This is a genomic window from Paenibacillus xylaniclasticus (assembly GCF_004001065.1).
Classification (GTDB): Bacteria; Bacillota; Bacilli; order Paenibacillales; family Paenibacillaceae; genus Paenibacillus_T; species Paenibacillus_T xylaniclasticus.
The window spans coordinates 300454-321668 of record NZ_BIML01000001.1 but is presented as its reverse complement, the minus strand read 5'-3'; the positions used below and the strand labels follow the sequence as shown (position 1 = coordinate 321668).

Annotated in this window: 17 protein-coding genes; all 17 read right to left on the bottom strand. The window is 36.2% G+C overall.

Annotated elements, in window-relative coordinates; genetic code table 11:
- Positions 1 to 25 precede the first annotated feature (25 nt).
- Positions 26 to 364, bottom strand: coding sequence for a hypothetical protein (locus tag PXY01_RS01680; protein WP_127566612.1), 339 nt, complete (start codon positions 362 to 364; stop codon positions 26 to 28).
- 20 nt (positions 365 to 384) lie between these two features.
- Positions 385 to 2040 (bottom strand): gp53-like domain-containing protein, encoded by a 1656-nt coding sequence (locus PXY01_RS01675; RefSeq protein ID WP_127566610.1) that lies wholly within the window; start codon positions 2038 to 2040, stop codon positions 385 to 387.
- 72 nt (positions 2041 to 2112) lie between these two features.
- A complete protein-coding gene (locus PXY01_RS01670; RefSeq protein WP_127566608.1) occupies positions 2113 to 4788 on the bottom strand; it encodes a phage tail spike protein in 2676 nt (891 codons plus the stop codon).
- Positions 4789 to 4848: 60 nt separating this feature from the next.
- On the bottom strand, positions 4849 to 5685 hold the full coding sequence (locus PXY01_RS01665; protein WP_127566606.1) for a distal tail protein Dit: 837 nt from the start codon (positions 5683 to 5685) through the stop codon (positions 4849 to 4851).
- Positions 5686 to 5689: 4 nt separating this feature from the next.
- The gene (locus PXY01_RS01660) at positions 5690 to 11641 is read right to left on the bottom strand and encodes a phage tail tape measure protein (protein WP_127566604.1); all 5952 of its coding nucleotides are present in this window, start codon (positions 11639 to 11641) and stop codon (positions 5690 to 5692) included.
- A gap of 79 nt (positions 11642 to 11720) precedes the next feature.
- Positions 11721 to 12227 (bottom strand): FxLYD domain-containing protein, encoded by a 507-nt coding sequence (locus PXY01_RS01655; RefSeq protein ID WP_127566602.1) that lies wholly within the window; start codon positions 12225 to 12227, stop codon positions 11721 to 11723.
- Between the two features lie 198 nt (positions 12228 to 12425).
- Entirely contained in the window at positions 12426 to 12611 is a 186-nt protein-coding gene (locus tag PXY01_RS01650) for a hypothetical protein (protein ID WP_127566600.1), read from the bottom strand.
- A gap of 43 nt (positions 12612 to 12654) precedes the next feature.
- A complete protein-coding gene (locus tag PXY01_RS01645) occupies positions 12655 to 13701 on the bottom strand; it encodes a tyrosine-type recombinase/integrase (protein ID WP_127566598.1) in 1047 nt (348 codons plus the stop codon).
- 152 nt (positions 13702 to 13853) lie between these two features.
- Entirely contained in the window at positions 13854 to 14309 is a 456-nt protein-coding gene (locus tag PXY01_RS01640) for a YomN family phage-derived protein (protein ID WP_127566596.1), read from the bottom strand.
- Positions 14302 to 14829 carry a YomO family phage-derived protein gene (locus tag PXY01_RS01635; RefSeq protein WP_127566590.1) on the bottom strand — a complete coding sequence of 176 codons (528 nt, stop codon included), beginning with the start codon at positions 14827 to 14829 and terminating at the stop codon, positions 14302 to 14304. The genes PXY01_RS01640 and PXY01_RS01635 overlap by 8 nt, the downstream gene beginning before the upstream one ends.
- A gap of 204 nt (positions 14830 to 15033) precedes the next feature.
- Positions 15034 to 16617: an SGNH/GDSL hydrolase family protein gene (locus tag PXY01_RS01630; protein ID WP_127566588.1), complete on the bottom strand. Its 1584-nt coding sequence runs from the start codon at positions 16615 to 16617 to the stop codon at positions 15034 to 15036.
- A 20-nt stretch (positions 16618 to 16637) separates the two neighbouring features.
- The gene (locus tag PXY01_RS01625; protein WP_127566586.1) at positions 16638 to 16925 is read right to left on the bottom strand and encodes a hypothetical protein; all 288 of its coding nucleotides are present in this window, start codon (positions 16923 to 16925) and stop codon (positions 16638 to 16640) included.
- Between the two features lie 452 nt (positions 16926 to 17377).
- On the bottom strand, positions 17378 to 18175 hold the full coding sequence (locus PXY01_RS01620; protein WP_127566585.1) for a YomU family phage tail tube protein: 798 nt from the start codon (positions 18173 to 18175) through the stop codon (positions 17378 to 17380).
- Between the two features lie 14 nt (positions 18176 to 18189).
- Entirely contained in the window at positions 18190 to 18930 is a 741-nt protein-coding gene (locus tag PXY01_RS01615) for a hypothetical protein (protein WP_127566582.1), read from the bottom strand.
- 13 nt (positions 18931 to 18943) lie between these two features.
- Positions 18944 to 19426 carry a YomW family phage-derived protein gene (locus tag PXY01_RS01610; RefSeq protein ID WP_127566580.1) on the bottom strand — a complete coding sequence of 161 codons (483 nt, stop codon included), beginning with the start codon at positions 19424 to 19426 and terminating at the stop codon, positions 18944 to 18946.
- A gap of 18 nt (positions 19427 to 19444) precedes the next feature.
- Positions 19445 to 20722 carry an Ig-like domain-containing protein gene (locus PXY01_RS01605; protein ID WP_127566578.1) on the bottom strand — a complete coding sequence of 426 codons (1278 nt, stop codon included), beginning with the start codon at positions 20720 to 20722 and terminating at the stop codon, positions 19445 to 19447.
- The gene (locus tag PXY01_RS01600) at positions 20719 to 21213 is read right to left on the bottom strand and encodes a hypothetical protein (RefSeq protein ID WP_127566576.1); all 495 of its coding nucleotides are present in this window, start codon (positions 21211 to 21213) and stop codon (positions 20719 to 20721) included. The genes PXY01_RS01605 and PXY01_RS01600 overlap by 4 nt, the downstream gene beginning before the upstream one ends.
- Between the last annotated feature and the right edge of the window lie 2 nt (positions 21214 to 21215).

Genomic DNA, 21215 nt, shown 5'->3' with positions numbered 1-21215 from the left:
CCAATTTCCTAATGAAATTCTTTCATCATGATTGTACTGAAATTAGAGCGTCGATTGCATTCTGAAGCGAAGCGATCTGAGCTTCAAGTTGTTCGATCCTTAATTGTTCAGGCGATTTAGGCGGTACATATTCAGGGATATTTGCCTTCAATTCATCAATATTTGATACGGCTTGTAGTTGTCCATCAACCACATTGTAGAATTCGGGATACTTTGCCACATCTATTGCAATTTCATCATTCTCTTCAATTGGGCCGATAACGCCGCATCCATCGGGTATGTTCGTCCATTCTTCCGTGTACCCTAAATAAGGAGCACCAAAAATTGCGCCACCATCTAAACGATATAAAAACCAATAATTCATTCTACAGTCCCTCCAACTTACTATGCTCCTACTGCAATCCAATAAGCCGATGTGTTCCCAGTCGTACCTGAAAAATTAATGTAAAATCCAGTTATTGTTACTATTTCCGTCCATACGCGATAAGGCGAACCGCTGTTATCGTCCATTGATACAATGACTATCGGCGCGCTTGCGAACGCTCTTGGGAAAGTAACATAAATCTGTTTAGCTGAAGAAGATGCGCCCCCCCCGTTTACGCTACCCGATTGAACTTTAAAGCCACCACTTAATGCACGAACTAAAGAATTGGCATCTTTATCAACTATATTTGGAAACGCCTCACTGCCCAGTTGAACAGTATTACCGTTGTAATGATTAAGGTAGTTGTGATCTACCCCGCTTATATCTTTGGCTTGCAACGATCCACCGTATGGTAAAACAATTGGAGCGTTTACTCTAATTTTTCTATTACCTGTATTTCCACCGGAAGCATTTAGCTGTATTCCGCCAGCACCTTCTAAAACAATTGATTGTTGATTAGTATTATCTGTTGAACGCTGCAAAATAACATCTGTAGACTCCCATCCTTCAACATTTGCATTACGTTTAAATTTGGTTGATAAAGATGTGGCACTCCCGTTGCCAACAGGAGAAGAAATGATGTCGATAACTACTTCATCGCCCGCCGTTGTTTTGGTGTTAAACCCGAGAATTGATCCATCTACTGATACCGTGCCATTTAACACAGGAGACGCTTTCTTAACATATTCATCAGCGCCAGCTAAATCATTAACATTTAACTCGTCGCCTCCACCTTTCTTATGTTGAGCATTATGTCCAGCAGCAGTACCAATGTCCCCATCAAACCATTGAGCAAAAACTATTAATCCTGCGGGCAAAGGGCTTTTAAATCGAAATAATGTCGATGATATCTCATCAAAATGCACTCCATTAAATTGACGCGAACCACCAACCATCACTTCAAGTTTTCGTGTTCCCATCGCATATCTTCCAACATCGGAAATGTCAAAATCTGTTTGATTGGCTACCGTAGTCCACATCTTTGAACGAATTATTGAGTCAGATCCAGAGGCAAAGATGCGCCAATAATTTTCATCTACTGGTGAATGTCCAACTGTGTCTTGAATGCAGATATAAGTTTTACCGTTGTATGTAACTTGATTATTTACCTTATAATGTTTTAATGCACTGTAATCCTCTATGTCATATTTATACGAATCTTTAACTTTTGTAACTTCATCATATAAGGTATTCAGTGTATCTATGTTATCGAAAACATCTTGACCAGCTTGAATAATGTCTCCTAACGTCTCGATAACTTGACCGTTTTCATGCTTGGTGTAAATTCTGTCTACTGGTGTGAGTATAATACCACGCCCATAAAATGAATGAGATAAAACTTTACCTTCGGCGGCGCTGTTATATTTTATTATTCCTGTGTTATAATCAACAACATATTGAAGTTCTGAAGGATATTCATTTTGAGTTTCATAATAATGAGTGTTGGCTTCTAAGTCTATTACTTGCACCTTTTGTACTCGGTCGGGAATTTCGCTCAACTGCACTCGACCATCGACAACTGTTTCGGGAACGTTGGTGTATACAACAAACTCATCGCCTTCCATACCAGAACGCAATCGATTGAGTATCGGACTGATATTTTTTTCTAGTGTCATAGGACTCCTCCTTTGATAAAGAAATGAAAAGAGTCATCCAATCACAAGATTGAATGACTCCAATTTGTATTTTTATGAAACTGTAAATGTACCACCGCCACTGTTTAAATTGGCAGAATTACCATGGTTGTGGTTAGGTATTGTGACAGAATGAGTGTGGTAAATAGATGCTTTCCCTGCTAGAGCCGCCCATAAATCCCCTAAAGCAGTGTTTATGGAAGCGAATCTTGAATTTAAATAGCTTTCTAATCCAGTCACATTTTCTCTCGGTATATAGAGATTTGATACAGGAGTACCTTGAAAATCAATCATTGTAGTATGAGTAGGATCGAATACAATTCGAGTTGCCGCAATAGCTAACACGTTAGATGACCCTATTTCCGCGATACCAAAATTAATCTGCGGCAATCCCCATGGATTGCTGTCCGATCCGTTGGAGCCTGATATTCCACCAGCAAGTCTCCCAAATGCATCATAGAACCTCATTTGCTGAAATGCGCTACTGCCCGCTTGTTCAATTGAAATACGCTTTACGCCATTATAAATTGACGACAGTCCATTAGAATTTAAAATTATTTGATTAGTGGAACTCGAAGTCATGATAGTTGAACCAGTAATTGTGCCGCCAGTAATCGCACCCGAACTAAAATTAGCGCCGTTTATCGTACCGCCAGTAATTGTGCCTAGCGCAGTTATATCGCCACTAAATGTACCTCCAGCAGCATGGATGATGCCCTTTGTAACTAGTTCTCCATTAGTGTCGATATAAAACTTGTCGTCCCAAGTAGTGCCTAGATCGATTGACTTTTGTACCCTTATGCCATCCGTAGGAGACATTAAAATGCGACTTTTATTATCCGATCTAGTGAGGGTGAGATTCATATTTGTAACGTTAAATCCATTAGAATCGATTCTCACAGAGCCAGCAGAGTTAGTGACTATAAGATTATTACTAGCAATGATCTGACCGAGTAAGTGCTCAGCAATTATGCCGTCCGGCGATATTGCGGTACTAAAGTGATTCCCGCCATCCTTACTCATACCTATGACACTATTTTGCATTATTAATAATCTATTTCGATCTTCTGAATCCGTAATAATAATACCCCGTCTCCCGATTTCAACGGTTTCATTATTTGCCGCTTTAATTTCTCGATCTAACGCGCTCCAAGTTTCAGATAAGACCTGAGATACTTCATCAGCTTGATTGACGGCTTTATCGTAAGCCCACTTCTGTTGAACAAAAGTGTTTGCAGTTGTAGAAGCATAAGCAATATCCAACACCAACTTATCATCTGGATCTACTTTTTTAATAACATTACTAATTGTTATGCTCATAGTACGTGATTCGAAATTAGTCTTGATACCTGTTATCTTCGCTTTAACATCAATGCCGGAAATATCATATTTAATATTTATAATATCCCCAACTACAAGTTTATCGATATCCGAACTGTTCTGAAATTCGAACACTTCAAGCAAATCAATGATATCAAGTTCGACGACAATCTGCGGTTCAAGAACGGTTTTAAAATATTCTTCTGCTAGCTTCTTTAGTTCTAATGGATCACTAACGTACTCGTTAGTAAATTCACCGTCAATAATATAATTGTCCCATTCTAATAACTGCTCATTAGTAAAGTTGTTTTCCACAGAAAGAAGTTCTGCAAGATCATTTATTTGATTTTCAATAATAGACTTCTCATTAAGCAAGGTATTTATTTGAGATTGCTTATTATTGATTTCTATTTGCTTCTCTGTCATTTGTGCAATCTCGGCGGAATTATCTTGCCCTTTCTGCTGTTTGCCATCCGAATTGTCGATTATTATATTTAATTGTGATCGCAAATCCTGTAACTCAGACACTTTAATTAATAATGCATCATGTTTAGCATTCAAACTAGATAACAGACTAGAGAATTCGCCCTCTTTTGATTGCTTTAAATCAGCATAGTCAAGCAAGGCGGCAGCCAAATTGTCTGACATGTATGCAGAGTGCGAAATCACATTTCCATATTCATCTCTTTCGAACGGAGCAATAAAGTATCCATAATTTTCAAGATACGAACTGCCAGTGCTCGTTACTTCATTAATTGTAAGGCCGTCCTTGCCTGTCACCTTTAATCTAGTGCAAAATTTGGATGCATCTGATTCGTACTTGATTGACTTTAATAACTTCTCTCTTGTAACCTCCAACCCCCTATTAATTCCTGAATTCTCAGGCTTAACAAAGTTGACGGTTTTATTTCGCGTATTATAGACAATCAAAGCACCGAACGTCTCAGCAATATTTTGAACTGCTTCTAGAAGTGTGCCTGTGAATTCGAACGAGCGATACAATATATCAAATGAACCGTCAATTGAACCCACGCCCCATGAACTAATTGAAAGAACATCTCTCAATATTGAAGTGGCATTTTTAGATTCAGTTTTATAGTTATCTATTCTCTTATCGGCTAATTGCACAGGCGTGCCTACACATTCGATAGTTAAATAATCTCCAGAATCATCATGTTCAATAGTAACGGTCTTGATGATAAAATATTCAATTATTTCTCTGCGCTTAAACTTTACGATGAATCTTTCTTTAATCTTACTGACGGTTGGATTCTCGATGTATTTATTGCGTATATCGACCATATAAGGTATTTGAAATGTTAAAATCTGTGGGTTGCCAATATTAAATTCATGTTCAATATTATATGCTTCTACTAGTGGTGCTATAGTTTGATAATTTGGATTAAGCAAAGTCAACTCAGGAGGTGACGGTGTGAAAACAATATCTTGATAAATAAAGAATCCTCCTTTCTATCCAATGTATTTATACTGAGTGATTATTTTTAATCTTACATTGCCAAATATTCTTAAATAGTTTACACCTTGTAGCAATTGAATAAAATCACTTTTATATGATTGCTTATCATAAGGAAAAGATAGAGGCAAATTGGAGTCAATAGTTCTCAGATCCCCATCAATACGCAAACTTTCACCTGTCAACAATCCGGAGAACTCCATAAATTTTCCGCCGTCTGATAGATTTTGAATCTTGAAATAGTTTCCTGAAACAATGTCTACTTCAAACGAAGGTTTGATTGGTAAGTCCCCAATATTAGTAAAAGATAAGTAAGTTCCGTCTGATGTATTATTAGAAAAGTCAATTAAATTATTTACATACACTGGACTAAAACTAAACGGAGAATTGCATCTGAATGTTACAGATACATACCCCTGATTAGCACCATTGTGAATTAGTTTAGGTTGTTCAGTAGCCATTGCATAATAAATCCTGTCTGCGCGTTGTTCAAAAATTAGAGGTTGATAAAAATCACGGTACAACCATCTAGCAACAGCACGTAATTTATCAGAAGTGAAACCACCATCAAAAGCAAAGTTCAAAGTGAAAGATATTGGCTCATATTCTACGCCCATATGATAAGGCTCGGCTCTACCACGAATTTTTTCTTCAATAATTTTTACTGAGGGCATAAACGGTTCTTCTAGTAGACCACTTTCTAGGTTGATATTTATAAGTCCATATGAACTTGAATGTTCGCCAGCATAAGTAAAACCTATAGATGAACGGATAGTTGAAATGATTATCACCTGCCTCAAAAATAAAAGAGAGAGCCGATAAGACTCTCTCAATTTTCTAAATTCCGTTTTGTTTATAATGAGTTCTTATTTTTTGGATGAACCTTTCAGCAGAATTGCGATCATTTGCATTTACATTGACATGGAAATTGAAAATCTTCGTTGCTTCCGTTGAATTTGTTATAGTCTGAGGTGTAAGTTTGCTTATGTCTGGTGTTTTGATGCTTCCAACAAGACCACGCACAATGTCTACGGTCTGTAGAATATTTTTAGTGTCTTGTTTATTTAATACTAACTCCTGCTCATGAAGGATTCCCAACTTACCTCCTGAACCCCATGCTGGAGTCATACCGCCAGTCTCAGCAGAAAAGATAGGAACTTTTGACTTAGACAACTCAGCATAAGAGCCGTCTTTGAATTTATATAGCGCACGAAGCAAATCATTGCGATTTTTTAGATCTTGATATGACTTATCCTTTTTACCTAAAGTCTCAGCCATCAACTTATTCTGCAAATACTCTTCCCATAGAGTTTGAACGCTTGGAGATATGATGTTGTTATTTGTATCTGTGGTCGTAGTTGGCACAGTAACATTGCCAGTCGATGGATTAGTTGATAAGTTAATATCAGAAACTTGGTTCTTTATGTCTAAGAATTTCTGAGTAGCAGATAACTTCTCTGTAACGTTTTTATCAATACTCCTACCAATAGCATCCATATAAGATTGAGTATTTTGAGAAAATGCTAGAAGTATTGATTGCATGTTCTCAACATTGCCTTGAAGGATTGACTCCTTTAATTGAGAATAATACTTATCTTTCTCTAGTTCGGTTTGCCACTTCTGGTCAACAGCATCCTTAGCAACTTCAATTCGTTTGCGCTCAGACTCAAGCATATCGTCCAAATTGTCCTCACGTAACTTACGATCACGATCAATTTGAAGTTCAGTTATCTCGTTTAATTTATCGGCAAGTTCTTTCTCAAGATCTTCACGTTTAGACTTCGCTTTCCATGAATTATCGAGCATGAATACATTTATTTTGGCTTGAAGATCACTTGCTTCTTTTTGAAGTTTATCTCGTTCCTTATTAAAATCCTCAGTATCATTTTGACGAGATAAGAGTCTCTTGCGTTCATTAATAAAGTCCTCGTAATTTTCAAGTTGTTTCTCAAGAGCCTTTTTCTCTTCTTCGCCTTGTTCTTTATAAAAATCCTGAAGGACTTCTAAAGTATCCTGAGCTGTTGATTTTACTTTGTCTGCCCAACTCTTATAAGCATTCGCTCTTGATTCAGTTAACTCTTTTGTAGCAATCGCAGTGTCTAATAGAGCATCTTTATTAGTCTTAAGCCATTCATTTAAAGCAGCCTCTTGAGCAACTGTAAGATTACCTTGTTTGAGTCGAGCCTCAGCCCACTGAATTTCTTTTTTGATATATTCGCTTTTTTCATGAAGGAGAGCCAACTGTTTTTCTTGTTGAGCATTATATTCAGATGTCCCTTCGGTGAATAAAGACTGTCTTTTCTGTGATTCAGTGATTTGATCATTGTAGTCTTCAATGGGTCTACTGATTTTTTCAAGATATTTGGTCGTTCCTTCGAGTCTTTGCTCATCAAGTTTCTTTCTGTCTTCAGCCAAATCCTTAAAAGTTTGCTGGCGAGCTTTACCAGTTTCTTCAATGACCTTAGAATTTTCAAGTATAGCCTTAGTATATTGCTGATATTTGTTGAATAAATCTTCAAGAGCCTCCTGAGATTTTCCTGATTTTAGACTATTGTAGAGTTTATAATAAGCCTCTGTCGCCTCACCATTAGCGTCAACAAAAGAAGAGAGATTATATTTAGAATTCTTATCAAGTTTCTGACGTTCCGCATCAAGTTCTTTGTTTGCAGCTCGAAGTATATTGATCTCCTTGATTTGGCTCTTAAGTAGTATACTGCGCTTTTGAATGGCAATATCATACTTTTCAGCACCAGATAATTCATCTGATCGTTCCTCAATGGCTTCGTTTAATTCGTGACGTGCTTTAGTCTCTTGGTTGATAGCATTAATACGTGCCTGAGTCGCATCGATGATACGAGGTGTGTCTTTTGATTCTTTTGAAGAAGATGAACCCTTAGAAGAACTCTTCGATTTAGAAGAAGAATTACCTAATGACGGATCATTAAGAAGCTGCTTCTGTTTCTCAATTTGATCCAATAAATCGGTGAACTGCTTCAATTGTCCTGCTGCTTCATCAATACTTTTATTGTTGGCAAGATCGGACATAAATCGCATTGCTTCTTCTTGGTTACGAGGAGTGGACAACTCAACTTTCTGTGCTTCAAGATCATTTAATGCTTTCTTGGCTTCAGCTAACGTATTGATACTTTGAATTTCAAGGCCATAATAATTCATACGAGCAAGAGTGTTGTTTAGGGTATTTAATGTATTTTGTTTTTCTTGCTCAAGATCATCTATAGCTTTTTGAATTTTTGCTTTACGCAACTCTTCGATTGCTGACGCTTCAATTTTCCAGCCATCAGCGGTTTTGACTGCTAATTTAGCGAGTTCTGGATACTTTTGAATGAGTTCTGCTGTTGCATCGGCAGATAGATGTTGATTTTCTTTAAGATCGTCAAGTGTAGAATTAAGATAGGAGATATCCTCTGAGTTAGTTTTAAAGATATCTGAAATTTTTTCAGATCTCATTTCTAGAGCAGTTAGAGCCTCTCCTAATTCGCTAGTAGTGTCAATATAATCTTCGGTCTCTCCGGAAATTACAGCAAAATTCATCTTCATTAAAGAGTTATTAAGGTCTTCAAGTTGAGCACCAGAGAGCGAAAAAGCGTCCGGCAAGGAATTAAAAACTCTTTGTGCGTCTTCGACACTCTTAATATTTGAGGAATTGAAAAGCGCAAAATACTTCTCTAATTCAGAATCAGAAATTTTAATGTTATTAAGAGCGGCAGTCGAAGCAAGAGCATCAAACAGTAACTTAGTCGTATCTTTAACTTGTTTGCCCTGCGCTTGCATCGTATCAACATAGTCACCAAATTGGCTCTTCAAGCCTAACTCGGCAATATTAACTGACTTTTGTAAATTTATATTGGCGTTCTGCCACTTTTCTCTTGCTTTATTCACTTCTTCAGCAATAGATTCTCCCATTGCTTTAATAGCTTCTACGGAAGATTTGTCCGTACTGCTTGAATCTACACTAAATAACGAAGACATGTTTTTTGAGAAGTAATTATTCTCATTAGATATTATTTCGCCATTTTCAGATTTACTTCTGAATTCTGCATACTTATTACTAAGTTCATCGTATATTTTTTTCGCCTCTTCAAGTTCTCTGCGCCTATTGGCAATATCTTTGTCAACTGCAGATTCTTGTTTGCGATAATTTAGTAGTGATTTTTCTCTTTCTAATTTAATCTCATCAGTAAGCAAATCAATTCTTTGTTGAATTGTCTTATTATTGTTTGCTAATGCTACTCCCTCGGAATCTAAAGCAGATAAAGCGATTCCATATTTTGTTTGTAACTCTGATTCAATTTCCGATAACTTTGTTTTTTGTTCAACAGTTAATTCAACTTTATTTGTCAAATTTTGATATTCAATTTGCAACTCTTTAATACGCTGCACTTCTGCTACTTTGTCTGATAAACTAGTTAATGAATCTCCCAGATCATCTGTTGATTTAGCCGCATCACCAAATGCATTGATTAATTTTTCTGCAACAAATCCAAGACCTGCTAATACTAATCCAACTCCCGTAGATGCGAGTAAGCCTCTAAACGCCAACTTTAATCCAGTGAGCGAAATAGTTAGCCCTCTAATTCCAGCACTTGAAGCAGCAAGAACAGGGGGTAAGCCTACCATAGTTCTTACAGTGTTTATCATACTAAGAGTTAGTGCTTTGAATGCAGAATTAAGTCCATACAGGGCTACGCCAGCAGCACCAAAAACAACAGGAAACAATCCAATCTTATCAACGACAGATGAAAATACATTGCCTAGAGCAGTTATGACAGAAATTAGACTAACTAATGAATCAGTTATCACGGCATTACCCATTGTTAATGATAGATTTTGCCAACTAGTCTTCATCAAATTGATTCTAGCTTCTAAAGATTGCATATATCGATCATTCTCGATGGCGGCAGATCCTTGACTATGTAAACTAGTTTCAGTGGCGGAGACGGCTGTCGAGAAGTTCGACATGAGAGCGAGAAACCTGTTAAGTTGATACCTGCCCGCAAGAGTGACACCTGTATTTTGCTGTTGTGCCGCGCTTAATGTATTCCATTTTCCAGCAAGTTCTTCAAGTATATCACTAACGTCACGAACATTGCCGCTTATATCAGTGATAGCGATACCAACATCCCTTAGTGCAGTTTCAGCCTCACTCATAGTTGTAATTCTGGAAAAAATCGTTTTCAGAGAGTTGCCTACGATTGCGCCACTCTCTTTTGTGGCACTTTGTATTGCTGTAGTATAACCTAACAATTCATCGAGGCTTACGCCGAATGTTTTAGCTGAACTTCCAGCCTTTGTGAGCGATATGGCCAAGTCTTTCGTCGTGGTCGAATAGTTGTTATCTACCTCGTTCAACTTGTCAATTATTTTTATACTATCCTCAGCACTGATGTTGAAGACTGTCATAGCTGCGGTTATTGCACTTGTTGCTTCAGACATTGAGAGTTCTGAAATGTTTTGAGCTAAAGTTGCTGTTTGTGCAAGCGAAACAACTTGATTTTCATTGTAGCCTTGTCTTGCGAATTCTATAAGTGCCTCATTTACATTACTGATAGATTGCCCTAGTTCATTCGCTAAACGAATACTTGATTGAAGCATTTTTTCAAAATTCGTATCCTCGTCCATGACGCGCTTCAATTGTGTCATCTGACTGTCAACTTGAATGATGGTCTGTGACATGGCTTGCAGTCCGCGAATGGGGGCATAGAACGCAGTGGCGGTAAGCATCCAAACTGGGAATTTTGCAAACGCAGTTCTGAGCATTTCGCCAAAATTATAAGCCTCAGAAGCACTAGAGCGAGCTACTAAACCTATACGTGTAATCTCTGTTCTAATCTGACTGGCATTTTTTAAAGCATTTGCGGATGTGGGAGAAATTTGTTTCAACTGATTCAATAAAGAATCGAGCCCAGCAGAATCGATTTTACCCCTATATCTACTCTTTAAATCATAAACTTGCTGTTCGGTTCTTAATTGTAGATTAGTTAATTTTTGCTGATTCGCAATATCTCTTTCACGATTTTGTTTTAAGGCCATGTAATGCAGCTTATCTAAGGCTTCTTTTCTTGCTTTTTCTGTTTGAAGGGCATTATAATGGGCACGATCAATTTGTTCTGCTTGCTTAATTGCCTTTGCTTGATTAGTCAAATCGATTTCTCTGTTCTTTTTTAGAGCCATATAATGAGCTTTATCAACTGCTTCTCTTCGCGCTCTTTCAGTCTTTAAGGCATTATAATGAGCACGATCTATTGAAATGGCTCTTTTATTAAATTGCTCATTCATTCTATATGCTTCATCGAGCATACGATTATAGTCAGCAAGATCCTTAGCAGGATTTGTTGTTTTAATTATACGACCAACAACCTCATTATTATCTAATTTAGTCACTACCTGCTTGTCGTTATTAAAACTATTGCCATACGTATATGTTGTCTTCGGAGTTTTTTGACCCGTAGGATCGATTACTCTTTTTGTTTTTTCTACGGTCAATTGTTTTTGTGCTTCTGTTTGCTTTTTTATTGCATCAGTCTCTTTATTGATAGCAGATACAGCTTTTTTTGAATTATTAACTTGAGACATGCGTTCTCGATTTAATTGTTTTAGTTGGTTATTAAAAGTGCTGATTGTTTGAATTAGATTGGAATCAATTTCAAGACCAATCTTAATTTTTTGTAATGATGGATGTTTAGAGATTTCTCTTAATGCTTTGTTAATGTCTTTAATTGATTTGCCAGTATTGATGGCAGTTGATACTAAAATACGTAAGTCATTCACATAGGTCACTCCTTTTATAAATAACAAAAAAGAGCGACCTAGTAAGGTCACTCTCGATAAAAAATATTGAATTAATCAACTAATCCTGTATTTCTAACGTATACGATTTTACTCCGCTTACTCTGTCAGTCATAAGTTTGAATGTTCTTGATTCATCTGGCTTTAACGGCATTCCATCTATTGCATATGTCCAATCAGTATTTAAAACATTCTTATCTTTGTCGTAATATGTGACCTTAACCTTAACATAGGAGAATTCATGCTTTTTGCTTCCATTTGTAAGAGTGGCATCAATATACATATATAAGTCATCCTGCTTAAATGAATGCTCGGTAATCATTAATCCAGTTCCTTCTACACGAGTAAGCAAGTCTAGATAATATGCAGCATATTCCCCATGCATCATTACATCTGAATCATCGATGAGTTGTAAAGCTTCTTCTGACTTGCCAGCAGAGTCTAACTCCTTAGCTTTCTCAACTACCGAGGCAACATCAGCCGTAGAAGGCGATGATTCTGAATTATTTTCCGTTCCGCAGCCTGTTAAGACTATAAGGAAAGAGACTAACAGGATAAGATACTTCATAAAGCCCACCTTCCAGATACACTTTTAACTGTAATTAGTATACAATATTTGTTCTGGAAGGTAAACGATCAAATTGTTGTATTGATTTTTAAAATAGCAAATACTCAACCCTAAATGATTTTCCAAATGTCCCTGATACAATTCGAACATTACCAAAAGAGGGAGCACCTAATAAAGATGCTGCCTGTTTTGGTAATGTTATTTTTCAAGTTCGACAGCAGAGGAGGTTTGAATTGTTTGCTGATCATTTGCCAGCAGTTCTAGCACCTGCTTGATTTCGAGTAAGGCATATGCCTCATTAAAACCTTTTGCGTCTACGCGATTAAGAAATGTAAGAATGTTATTGATAATATTATTTGTTAGAATTGACTTTTGTTCTTGCATATAAGTACTCTCCCTTATTTGATATGATGATGAAATGGGGGATTTATTGTGTTTCCATGGTTTTACTATTTTGCGTTTTGCTCAAATGCGTTTTGAGTTTATCTAGATCCTTCCACTTACGTTCCTTGGCAGTAAGGTCGTTGTAGACCTTGTACATGTCACTGCTGCTCCATCCCATTATTTCAATAATGAAATCCGAAGAGAGACCGAGACGTGTAAGATGGGTTACTATGTAATGCCTTAGACAGTGAGGATAGAATGGGATGCCTAAAAATTTCTCCCACTTCTCAACCCAACCACGAATGGCAGCAACCGTAGCTGGTTGGCCGTTGCGGAGAATGAAAATAGAATCATGCTCTACACCGTTTTCTTTCATTATCTTTTCACGTTCTACTAGCCACTCACGATAGTAAGGCATAAAGATATCTTTAATAATGTACTTATACAACATCTTACCTGTCTTCGTTCGACCCTTTGTTTTGATTTCTTTTGTTGTTTCAAGGAACATATTCTCGAACGCAGTATTGTTCTCGTCGATAATTGATGTTGTAAATCTAAGCAATTCAGATACTCTAGCTCCGCTACCAATCGCAAGTGCAAGTAAACATGCTTCCTGTGGACGATTAATTTTATTTTTTAGGTAATCAAGCAGATCTTCTACTTGCTGTTCAGAGAGTATAGTCTTTTCTCGCACTGGATTTTTTGGCATCAATGCAATAGCTTTTAATATTACATTTCGAAAATCGGGATATTCCTCATCGAAGAAGTTCTCAATAAAGTTAGAGAAACTGCTTAAACAAGAACGCATTCTACCAAACCTATTTGCGCTCCATTTTAAGTCTTCGACACAATAGCTAAAAAAGTCAGCAAATTCTATCTTTTTAATCTCACAAAAGAACTTATTGTCGTTATTTATTAGATTCCAAGTGAAGAAAATGTTCAGGTCGCTCTTATATCCTTCAATAGTTCCGTCTGCGCTACGAGTGTTTTTCTCACGAAGAAACCTCTCAACCATTTTTTTATTTTTTGGATTTATTTTTAATGTAAGTTCTTCTGAGGTTATAACTTTACGAAATGTTTTACGTGGCATTAATTCACTTCCCTACATTCTTTAAATAAAAAAGAGTTCATTTAACGGTATATTCTAATTTTTAGGATATAATTTTATACTCTTTATGTGTTTGCTTAATAAATAGAGTCGTATTCTCACTCTAGACTCAAGTTTTCTCTTCCTAATTTCTATCACCTTACATCTACGCCTTGTCGTTTTAGCCCTGTTCGAATGGCCTCGACATGCTTACCATTGTTTTTCAATCTCTCGACCGTATCACTATAGAAGTCCCTCGGATATGGTTGCATCTTGTAGATGCCAGAATTTTTCCAAGTATACCCAGTTCCGCTGACGATGATTTCATCAAGAGGTTTACCAAAATCATCATCTGCTCCAGTCGCATCGTTTGTAATAGATATCGTGTTATCGCCAATAATCTCGACTGTATAGTTGCGCACATCTGAAATGCCTCCACCATCCATACGACGAACATACTCAGAAGGATCATACTCGTTGTAAGTGACATCTTTAATTGTTTCACTCATTTCTTTTGTTACAGTTTCAGCGCCCTCACGCTTAAGAGCACTACCTAGGCAATTCTTATTTAAATGCTTAAATAGACTATTCAGATCCTTAAAATCAGGCATTGTCCTCAACAACTTCTCCTTTATTATCTGAACTCTCATTTGAACCCTTTCTTAACTCATTCAGATATCCTAACGCAAACAATTCTTCGATTTGCTTTGTATACTCTTTATTATTGCTTGCTTCTTTAAGCATAGCATTAACTTTATCTAGTTCATTTTTATCAAATAGATTTATAATCTCATCGATCAAATTCAGATCGATAAGTTTTCTGCAAATGATCACCATCTTCTCAAAATCAACTGGGATATTGTCCAGATTTGTAAAATGTTTTAGATATAGCATAAGTTGAACAAAAGTAATGTCTTTCATTATATTCATATCTACGTTTCTTTTAATCATCTGCTGAACAACTTCAAAAAAATCGGTGATAAAATCTATAATAGATGTCTTCTTAAATTTAGTTTCTATAATGATGTAATCACCGTTACTGAGAATATGTTTTTGTTTTTTATTGAACGTTTTAGCATGTTGCTTCTCGATACTCGTAATTGATAATTTTTTATTTGTAATGGTAATCATCTCCCTTGAGTAAACAATAATACGATTTAAAAAATCAACTTTTCGCAGAGTTACGTTATTGACTAACCACTCCGAAAAATTGATTTTGAAATTCGTTGATATTAAAGGCTTTTCGTAGCACTTTCAGGTAATAAAAGAGGGCTTTTATTTGATTAAAAATAAAAGAGAGTCATGTTAAAGACATAAACTCTCTTTTTAGCGAATCTAAGCAAATGTTGTTTGTTTCCAAACATAACTTCCGTCAGATTTCTTGATACAAGTATAAAGAATATCATCTGCACTAGTGTTGCCATCGAGCAGTATGGACACTCCTCTTAGTCCTGCTGTAGGAGTTGGAAGCGTAGTCACTAGTTCTGCTTTAGGTCGAGCATAAATCTTTTGCCAAGTTGCTAACGTGTTGCGAGATGCGCCCCAATCTGTTGTATTAACATAAATGTCCACGCCGTATGATGCAATAGTTCCTCTTGGAGCATATTTAGGAAAATTGGAAACTGCAATTCCATCGTTCACGATACCTTGTGCGAGAACATATTTAGGATTGCCGTTATTGTCCAACGATTTAAAATAAGGAAAATCAAAATAAGTTGGATTAGGCATGTATTTATTACGATTATCTTGAATCGCACCAAATGTTGGGTATCGAGTATCCGATGTACATGGGTGCATGTTCTGACTATAGGGATTTTCAGAATTAAACAAAATATTAATCAAAACATTTGCCATCAAAAGATGTCCGGCATCTGTAGGATGAACAGAGTCTCCGATCAAACCGTTGGCCTTTGCTCTAGTAATACCACCAAAATAAATGTCATAATCAATGATTGCAGCATTATATTGTTTAGCTTTTTCGTATAAAAACGTCTTCCATTTAGACACCCATTGAGGATTACTGTCTGTTCCAGTTTGTCCGCAAGGGATAACAATTAGTATATCCATCCCCTGTGATTGAGCCGCAGATAATGCTACTTCAGTACGATTAGCATATGAATCAAAATCGCCACCACTATAGTCATTTGTTAGCAGACCCCAAACTAGCATATCCTTTGGCAAATATGTGATCATTTTTGTCAACTCGGCAGCAGTATAGTCTTTTGCCTTTCTTCCCCCGACAGACCAATTATCAATAGCATAGTAAGGTTTTGAAGTGTCTCTGACAATAATTAGACTATTTATATAAGCTTTTTGTCCACTAGTAGGGATGATATAAATATTTTGCCCTGACGGAACAGTGTATGTATCAGAAACAATTCCATCTTGTGAACTTCCGCTACAACTAATAGTATCTAGAATAGTAGGAGTAGAACCATATCCGATTTGAAAAGTACCGCCATCAGATCGTTTTGAGTAAACAACTTGAACAGTATAACTGACTTGAGGTACATTCCAAGGGTTTGCGAAAGGGGTTAAGTTAGTGCTACCTGTTTTTGAGGAAAGAAGAAATTTACATATTCCTGCTTCTTCTTTTGTCCAAGTTCCCACGTTTGAATTGTAATAAAAATTATAATTCTCATAAGCAACTGAGTTTTGTAAAGTCCTTGTTGCATTGTTTAACTGGGGGATAAAACCTAAGTTATTGGTTGCACCTGTACCTGCGCTAATGCTGTCCCCGATTATAATTGCAGACCACGGCTTCTTACTACGTATCTTTTTAAGTCCATTTAAGTTATATGTATAATCTGATAATTTCATATTAGAAATCTCAGTTATTTGCGTTCTTGCTGTAGTATCTTCTCCTCCAAGACTGTTTCTTGCACGGAAGTCGTAAGGACGTAAATTATTATCAAACATGATTTACATCATCTCCCTCACTAGTTTCCATACTTACCAGACCATTGATAATTGATACCTGATTCAACAACTACGACCGACTCAATCAGGACATCATTGCGGCCAATCTGAAATCCTTGATTTTCCGCTAGAACATTAATGTCTTTTCCGTTTACAATGACTGTGCAAGATTCAGTATTTAAAAAGGCGAACTCATAATACTTCCCGCGAGGGTTGTTCCACTTTGGGTTTAATATTGGTAAAAGTTCTTGATTTTCTTCTGAAGTAGCACCTATGTCACTACGAATACCTTGACCTTTAATAAACATTTTGTTCACTTCCTATAATTTAATATTGCGTAAAAACGAAAAACTAAGAAGTGAGTAAAAATCTGAATTTCGTATTTACTTTCGACACTCACGACAGGACAACAAAAGAGCATCATTTTATAGTGGTATGCTCTGCTAAGTGATGAAAGTTGTAACGTAGTTTTACTAAGTTATTTATAAGGTAATTAATATCATCTCATGATTCACGAGAGGCAATTTGGGGGATTTTATACTATGTTCCTATAGTAGATTGTCTTTTAGTACATCATTTTCATTAGTTCGTTGGTAACGATTTTCTCCGTAAATCTCACAATTAAGCAATGATACAAACCATCAAAAAGCGATACAGTTAATTTTATCAATATTCTCTTAAGAGGTTCTGGAAGGCGGCTGAAAGAACCGCCATTCCAGTACATAAAAACATAATATCTTATATTTAAAATTAATAAGAGCTACGTCAATAAATTACCATCATACAGAGTGATAGTATAAAGATCGTCTCGTCCAGCCTGTTTTAGTAGTTCAATTGGCATAGAATGCTCCGAAGGATCTCCATCAGCGGCCATTGCGATACTCCAGTTATCTTCCATCTTCGCTGCCCAAATGTTGATTTGTGCATAATAGTCTTTTTGGTCATACGGAGATTTTACGACAGCATCCAACACAAGTCCAAAAGAACCAGCAAATTTGTCAGAAGATATAGTAATAGTTTGAGCAGTAGCATCTGTGTTTGTGTTATAATATGCAATTATTTCACTATTATTTGGAAGATCGCCTGCAAAGAAATTCAAAACTTTAGCAGTTCTAGTATATTGACCTGTTGCAACGGTAGTGGATGTGTAATTAATTTCTTCGCCATGAGAGCCATCAGGGTTTTTCTTAAATACTGCTACAATGGCTCCAGTAGTGTTCGCAGGAGTATATTTTAGCGTTGCAGAATTTGAGTTAACAACAAGAACATCTCTTTGTTGAATTGGTTTAGCACCCTTGAGTACATTATTACCTGTCATCATTGCAAGAGCAGCATTATCAAAAACCGCATTTGACACATTTAACTTAGCTTCACGATTAGATGAGAAACCGACGATTTTCGGATTACCAGTACCACCACGCGCATAGACAGTTTCGGCAGTATTCTCCAGTTGACTTGTTTTCAAATCTGAAAGATAGAATAGAGGTTTTCTAGTGCTGACATCGACGAATGTCATTTTTGGAACGTCACGAATAACCCATGAATTGGGAGCACCCATGTTATCATTCTCCTTTATTGTTCAATTATTTTAGTCCAATGGATCTTATTAAAATTTATTTCTTTGCCATTTACATTTCCTGAGTAGATTCCAACTAAGGTATAATGGTAATTCTCAATTACTTCTAAGCGATGAAAGTTATCATAAAGTTGATAAATAGTTAAATCACCGACATTAAAATAACTAATGTTATTTGATTTACAGGCTAACCCTGATATAATGCTGTGAAGGTTTGTGGTCGGTTTCGGCTTTGGTTTCTTTTTTCTACGTTCAAGCATTTCTGCAATTATTCGAGCAGCCTCTTCGTTTGCTGGATTATATTGTTCCTCTTTTTCATCTTTGATTTTTACTTGATTTGCGATTCGAATAATTGCTTGCATAATCTCAATATTATCTTTGGTTATGTATCTACAATCTGAGTAATCCCCCAAATAAAAAAAGTACTCCTTGTCGTTGTGGCCAAGAAATACCTCTTCCTTGAAGAAAAATTTAAGTGCATTAAAATAAATTCTATGAAAGTGAGGATCATGTATACATAATGACAGAATAACGTTGAATGTAGTTAAAGTGTCTCTTTCATCTTCCTGTACTGATATTTTATCTTTATCCACGAGGATGTAAGATAAATATTCATTGTAAGTGCTTTGTCCAAGTCGTACAATATCTTTAACTAAAGGACTATGTATCTCGCCTACACCTTCTAGTGGTACAGGCTCACCAATTAACAGTCTTAACTCAATATTATCCATATCCATTTAGTTGATCACCTCAACTAAAATCACAGATCCGATATTGTAACGAATAACCGCAAAAGTCCTTACTATACCAAACCATTCTACTCCTATAAAATTGAGTCTTACCAACTCCTAATGTGCTTTTGTTGTTAAACATCTCATCCAACTCATGCATGATAGCATATGGCCTGAGTCTGCCCACCATACGCCAAAGATTTAAATTACAGATGATATCAAAGCAGAGTAGAGAATCTTTGAAATAGATGTTTCCGCCTTTTTCGATATTGTCCAAGTAAACTAGCAAGTAAGAATTTTCATTAACAAGACGATCACTTGGTATTTTAGGAAGAGGAAGTATCTTATCTAAAGTCAACTCAATTCGGTCTTCATCATTTAAATCCGGTTTTCTTAATGGATTAATGTCATTATAATAAATCAATTTACACAAGTTCTGATTATCAGTTAGCCAAGTTAGTATACTGTTTATATATTCATTCATCTCTTCAAATTTAGTCAAATTTTCACCCCCAAAACACTAAATCAAACTTTTTACTTCGACTTTTACCCAGAAAGATAAATTCTCGCCAATGATACTTATCTTGAGCCAAACATGTCCCACATCAAGACCTTTAAGGGTAATCTGTGTCGTACTCGAATTTATCATCGTAGCAACATCAGACGAAGTGCTCGTTTTGTCTTCATTGTATAAAGTCCAATACACGAACTTGCTGCTATCTATTACGCCGTTATTTTTAACTTGAATGGTGAATGTTTTTGTCTTATTAATGAAGAGAGAAGGGGATTCAAGTAATTCAACAGTGTAATTATCGTGCGTTGTGAATTCGATTGTGCCTTCGATGGTGTCATACACATCTGGATAATCTGCGAGCGCTGCGGTGATTACCACCGTACCATTTGCAAGAGTAGTAACCAAGCCATTTTCGTCAACTGTCGCTACTGATTCATCACTAGAAAAGAAAGAGAGGGGTTTAGATACAATAACGTTATTATTCCTTACTTCTACTTCTAACTGAAGTGTTCTACCAGCACGTATCGAGAACCGTTCTTCGTTCAGTATTCTTAATACATAATTAGCGACTCGACCAACATAATCAGCGATTTGAAGTTCTAAATTATCATTCGAACTAATGGTCGTTTCATCTAGAGTAACAATGCTTAATCCATTCACGCTAATCGTATCAATTGCAGAGATTGACCATGCACGATTATCAATAATAAATCTCATTGCTTTCTCGAACTTTGCAACATGTTCATCTCTTGATAGAATAAGTGTTCTTCGTTCATTCCCAACAGTCAGTATTCGACCATCTTGAACGCCAAAATTTGTAACTGGATCAGTTTTAAATGAAAAGTAGGCGGAACGGATTACGCCTTCATCATCTATCCATTTGAGAAATGAAACACATTTCTGCATAATTCCAAGATGATAACCATCACGAGTTTCTTTCTGTTTTATAAGAAGGTATTGTTCTAATTTATCTCCGTTTGCAGAATACTCAAGAAGATCACCCGTGTTAATATAATCAGTAGATTTTGTCCAAACTTCTCGTGTAATTATCGTCCCCGATCTAGTAGGAGCCTTCGATGATCGATCATAATCAACAATGCATTTATAATTAACTCCATTGCGAGTAATTGTTTCCGCTCTGGTTGAAGAGAAGAGAATGTCTAGATACGAAATACTTTGTTGTTCTTGCTGAGAATAACGATCAGCATATTTCTCTAATTGAATATTTTCATAAATTCCGTTTTCGACATATTTTTTATATTTTTGAATATCAAAAATATTCATGAGGAATCACTTATATTATTTTGATAAATACTCTTTTGAGTCCAAGTTAAACGATCACGACTGAGGTAGTTGGAAATAGAGTTAAAAGCATCAGATTCTAACTTATTCAGCATTTCAAGAAAGGTTTTTCGATCATTAGCAGGGCTGAATACATCTAGTTCTGAACCTCTAAATGTTAAACTAAATACCTTTAACTTATTTCTCTCTTCTTGAAAATAGCAAAGATACATAAGTTCAGAGAGTAAACTAATTTCCTGAGGAATTAGATCAAAATTAAATAATTTATTTACATCATCTCTATCGTACAAATTCGCATCAGGTAATCCAAACTTATATATTTCCTCAATGGAGCGTTCGAGCAGACTGTCTAAATGATCATTGACGACCTGCTCAATCTCCTGATCATTCAGTCCTTTATAGTTAAGGAATTGTTCGTCATTTTTAAGTCTTTTAATAAATCTATCGTAGATTATTTGAAATGGCGTCGCCAAAT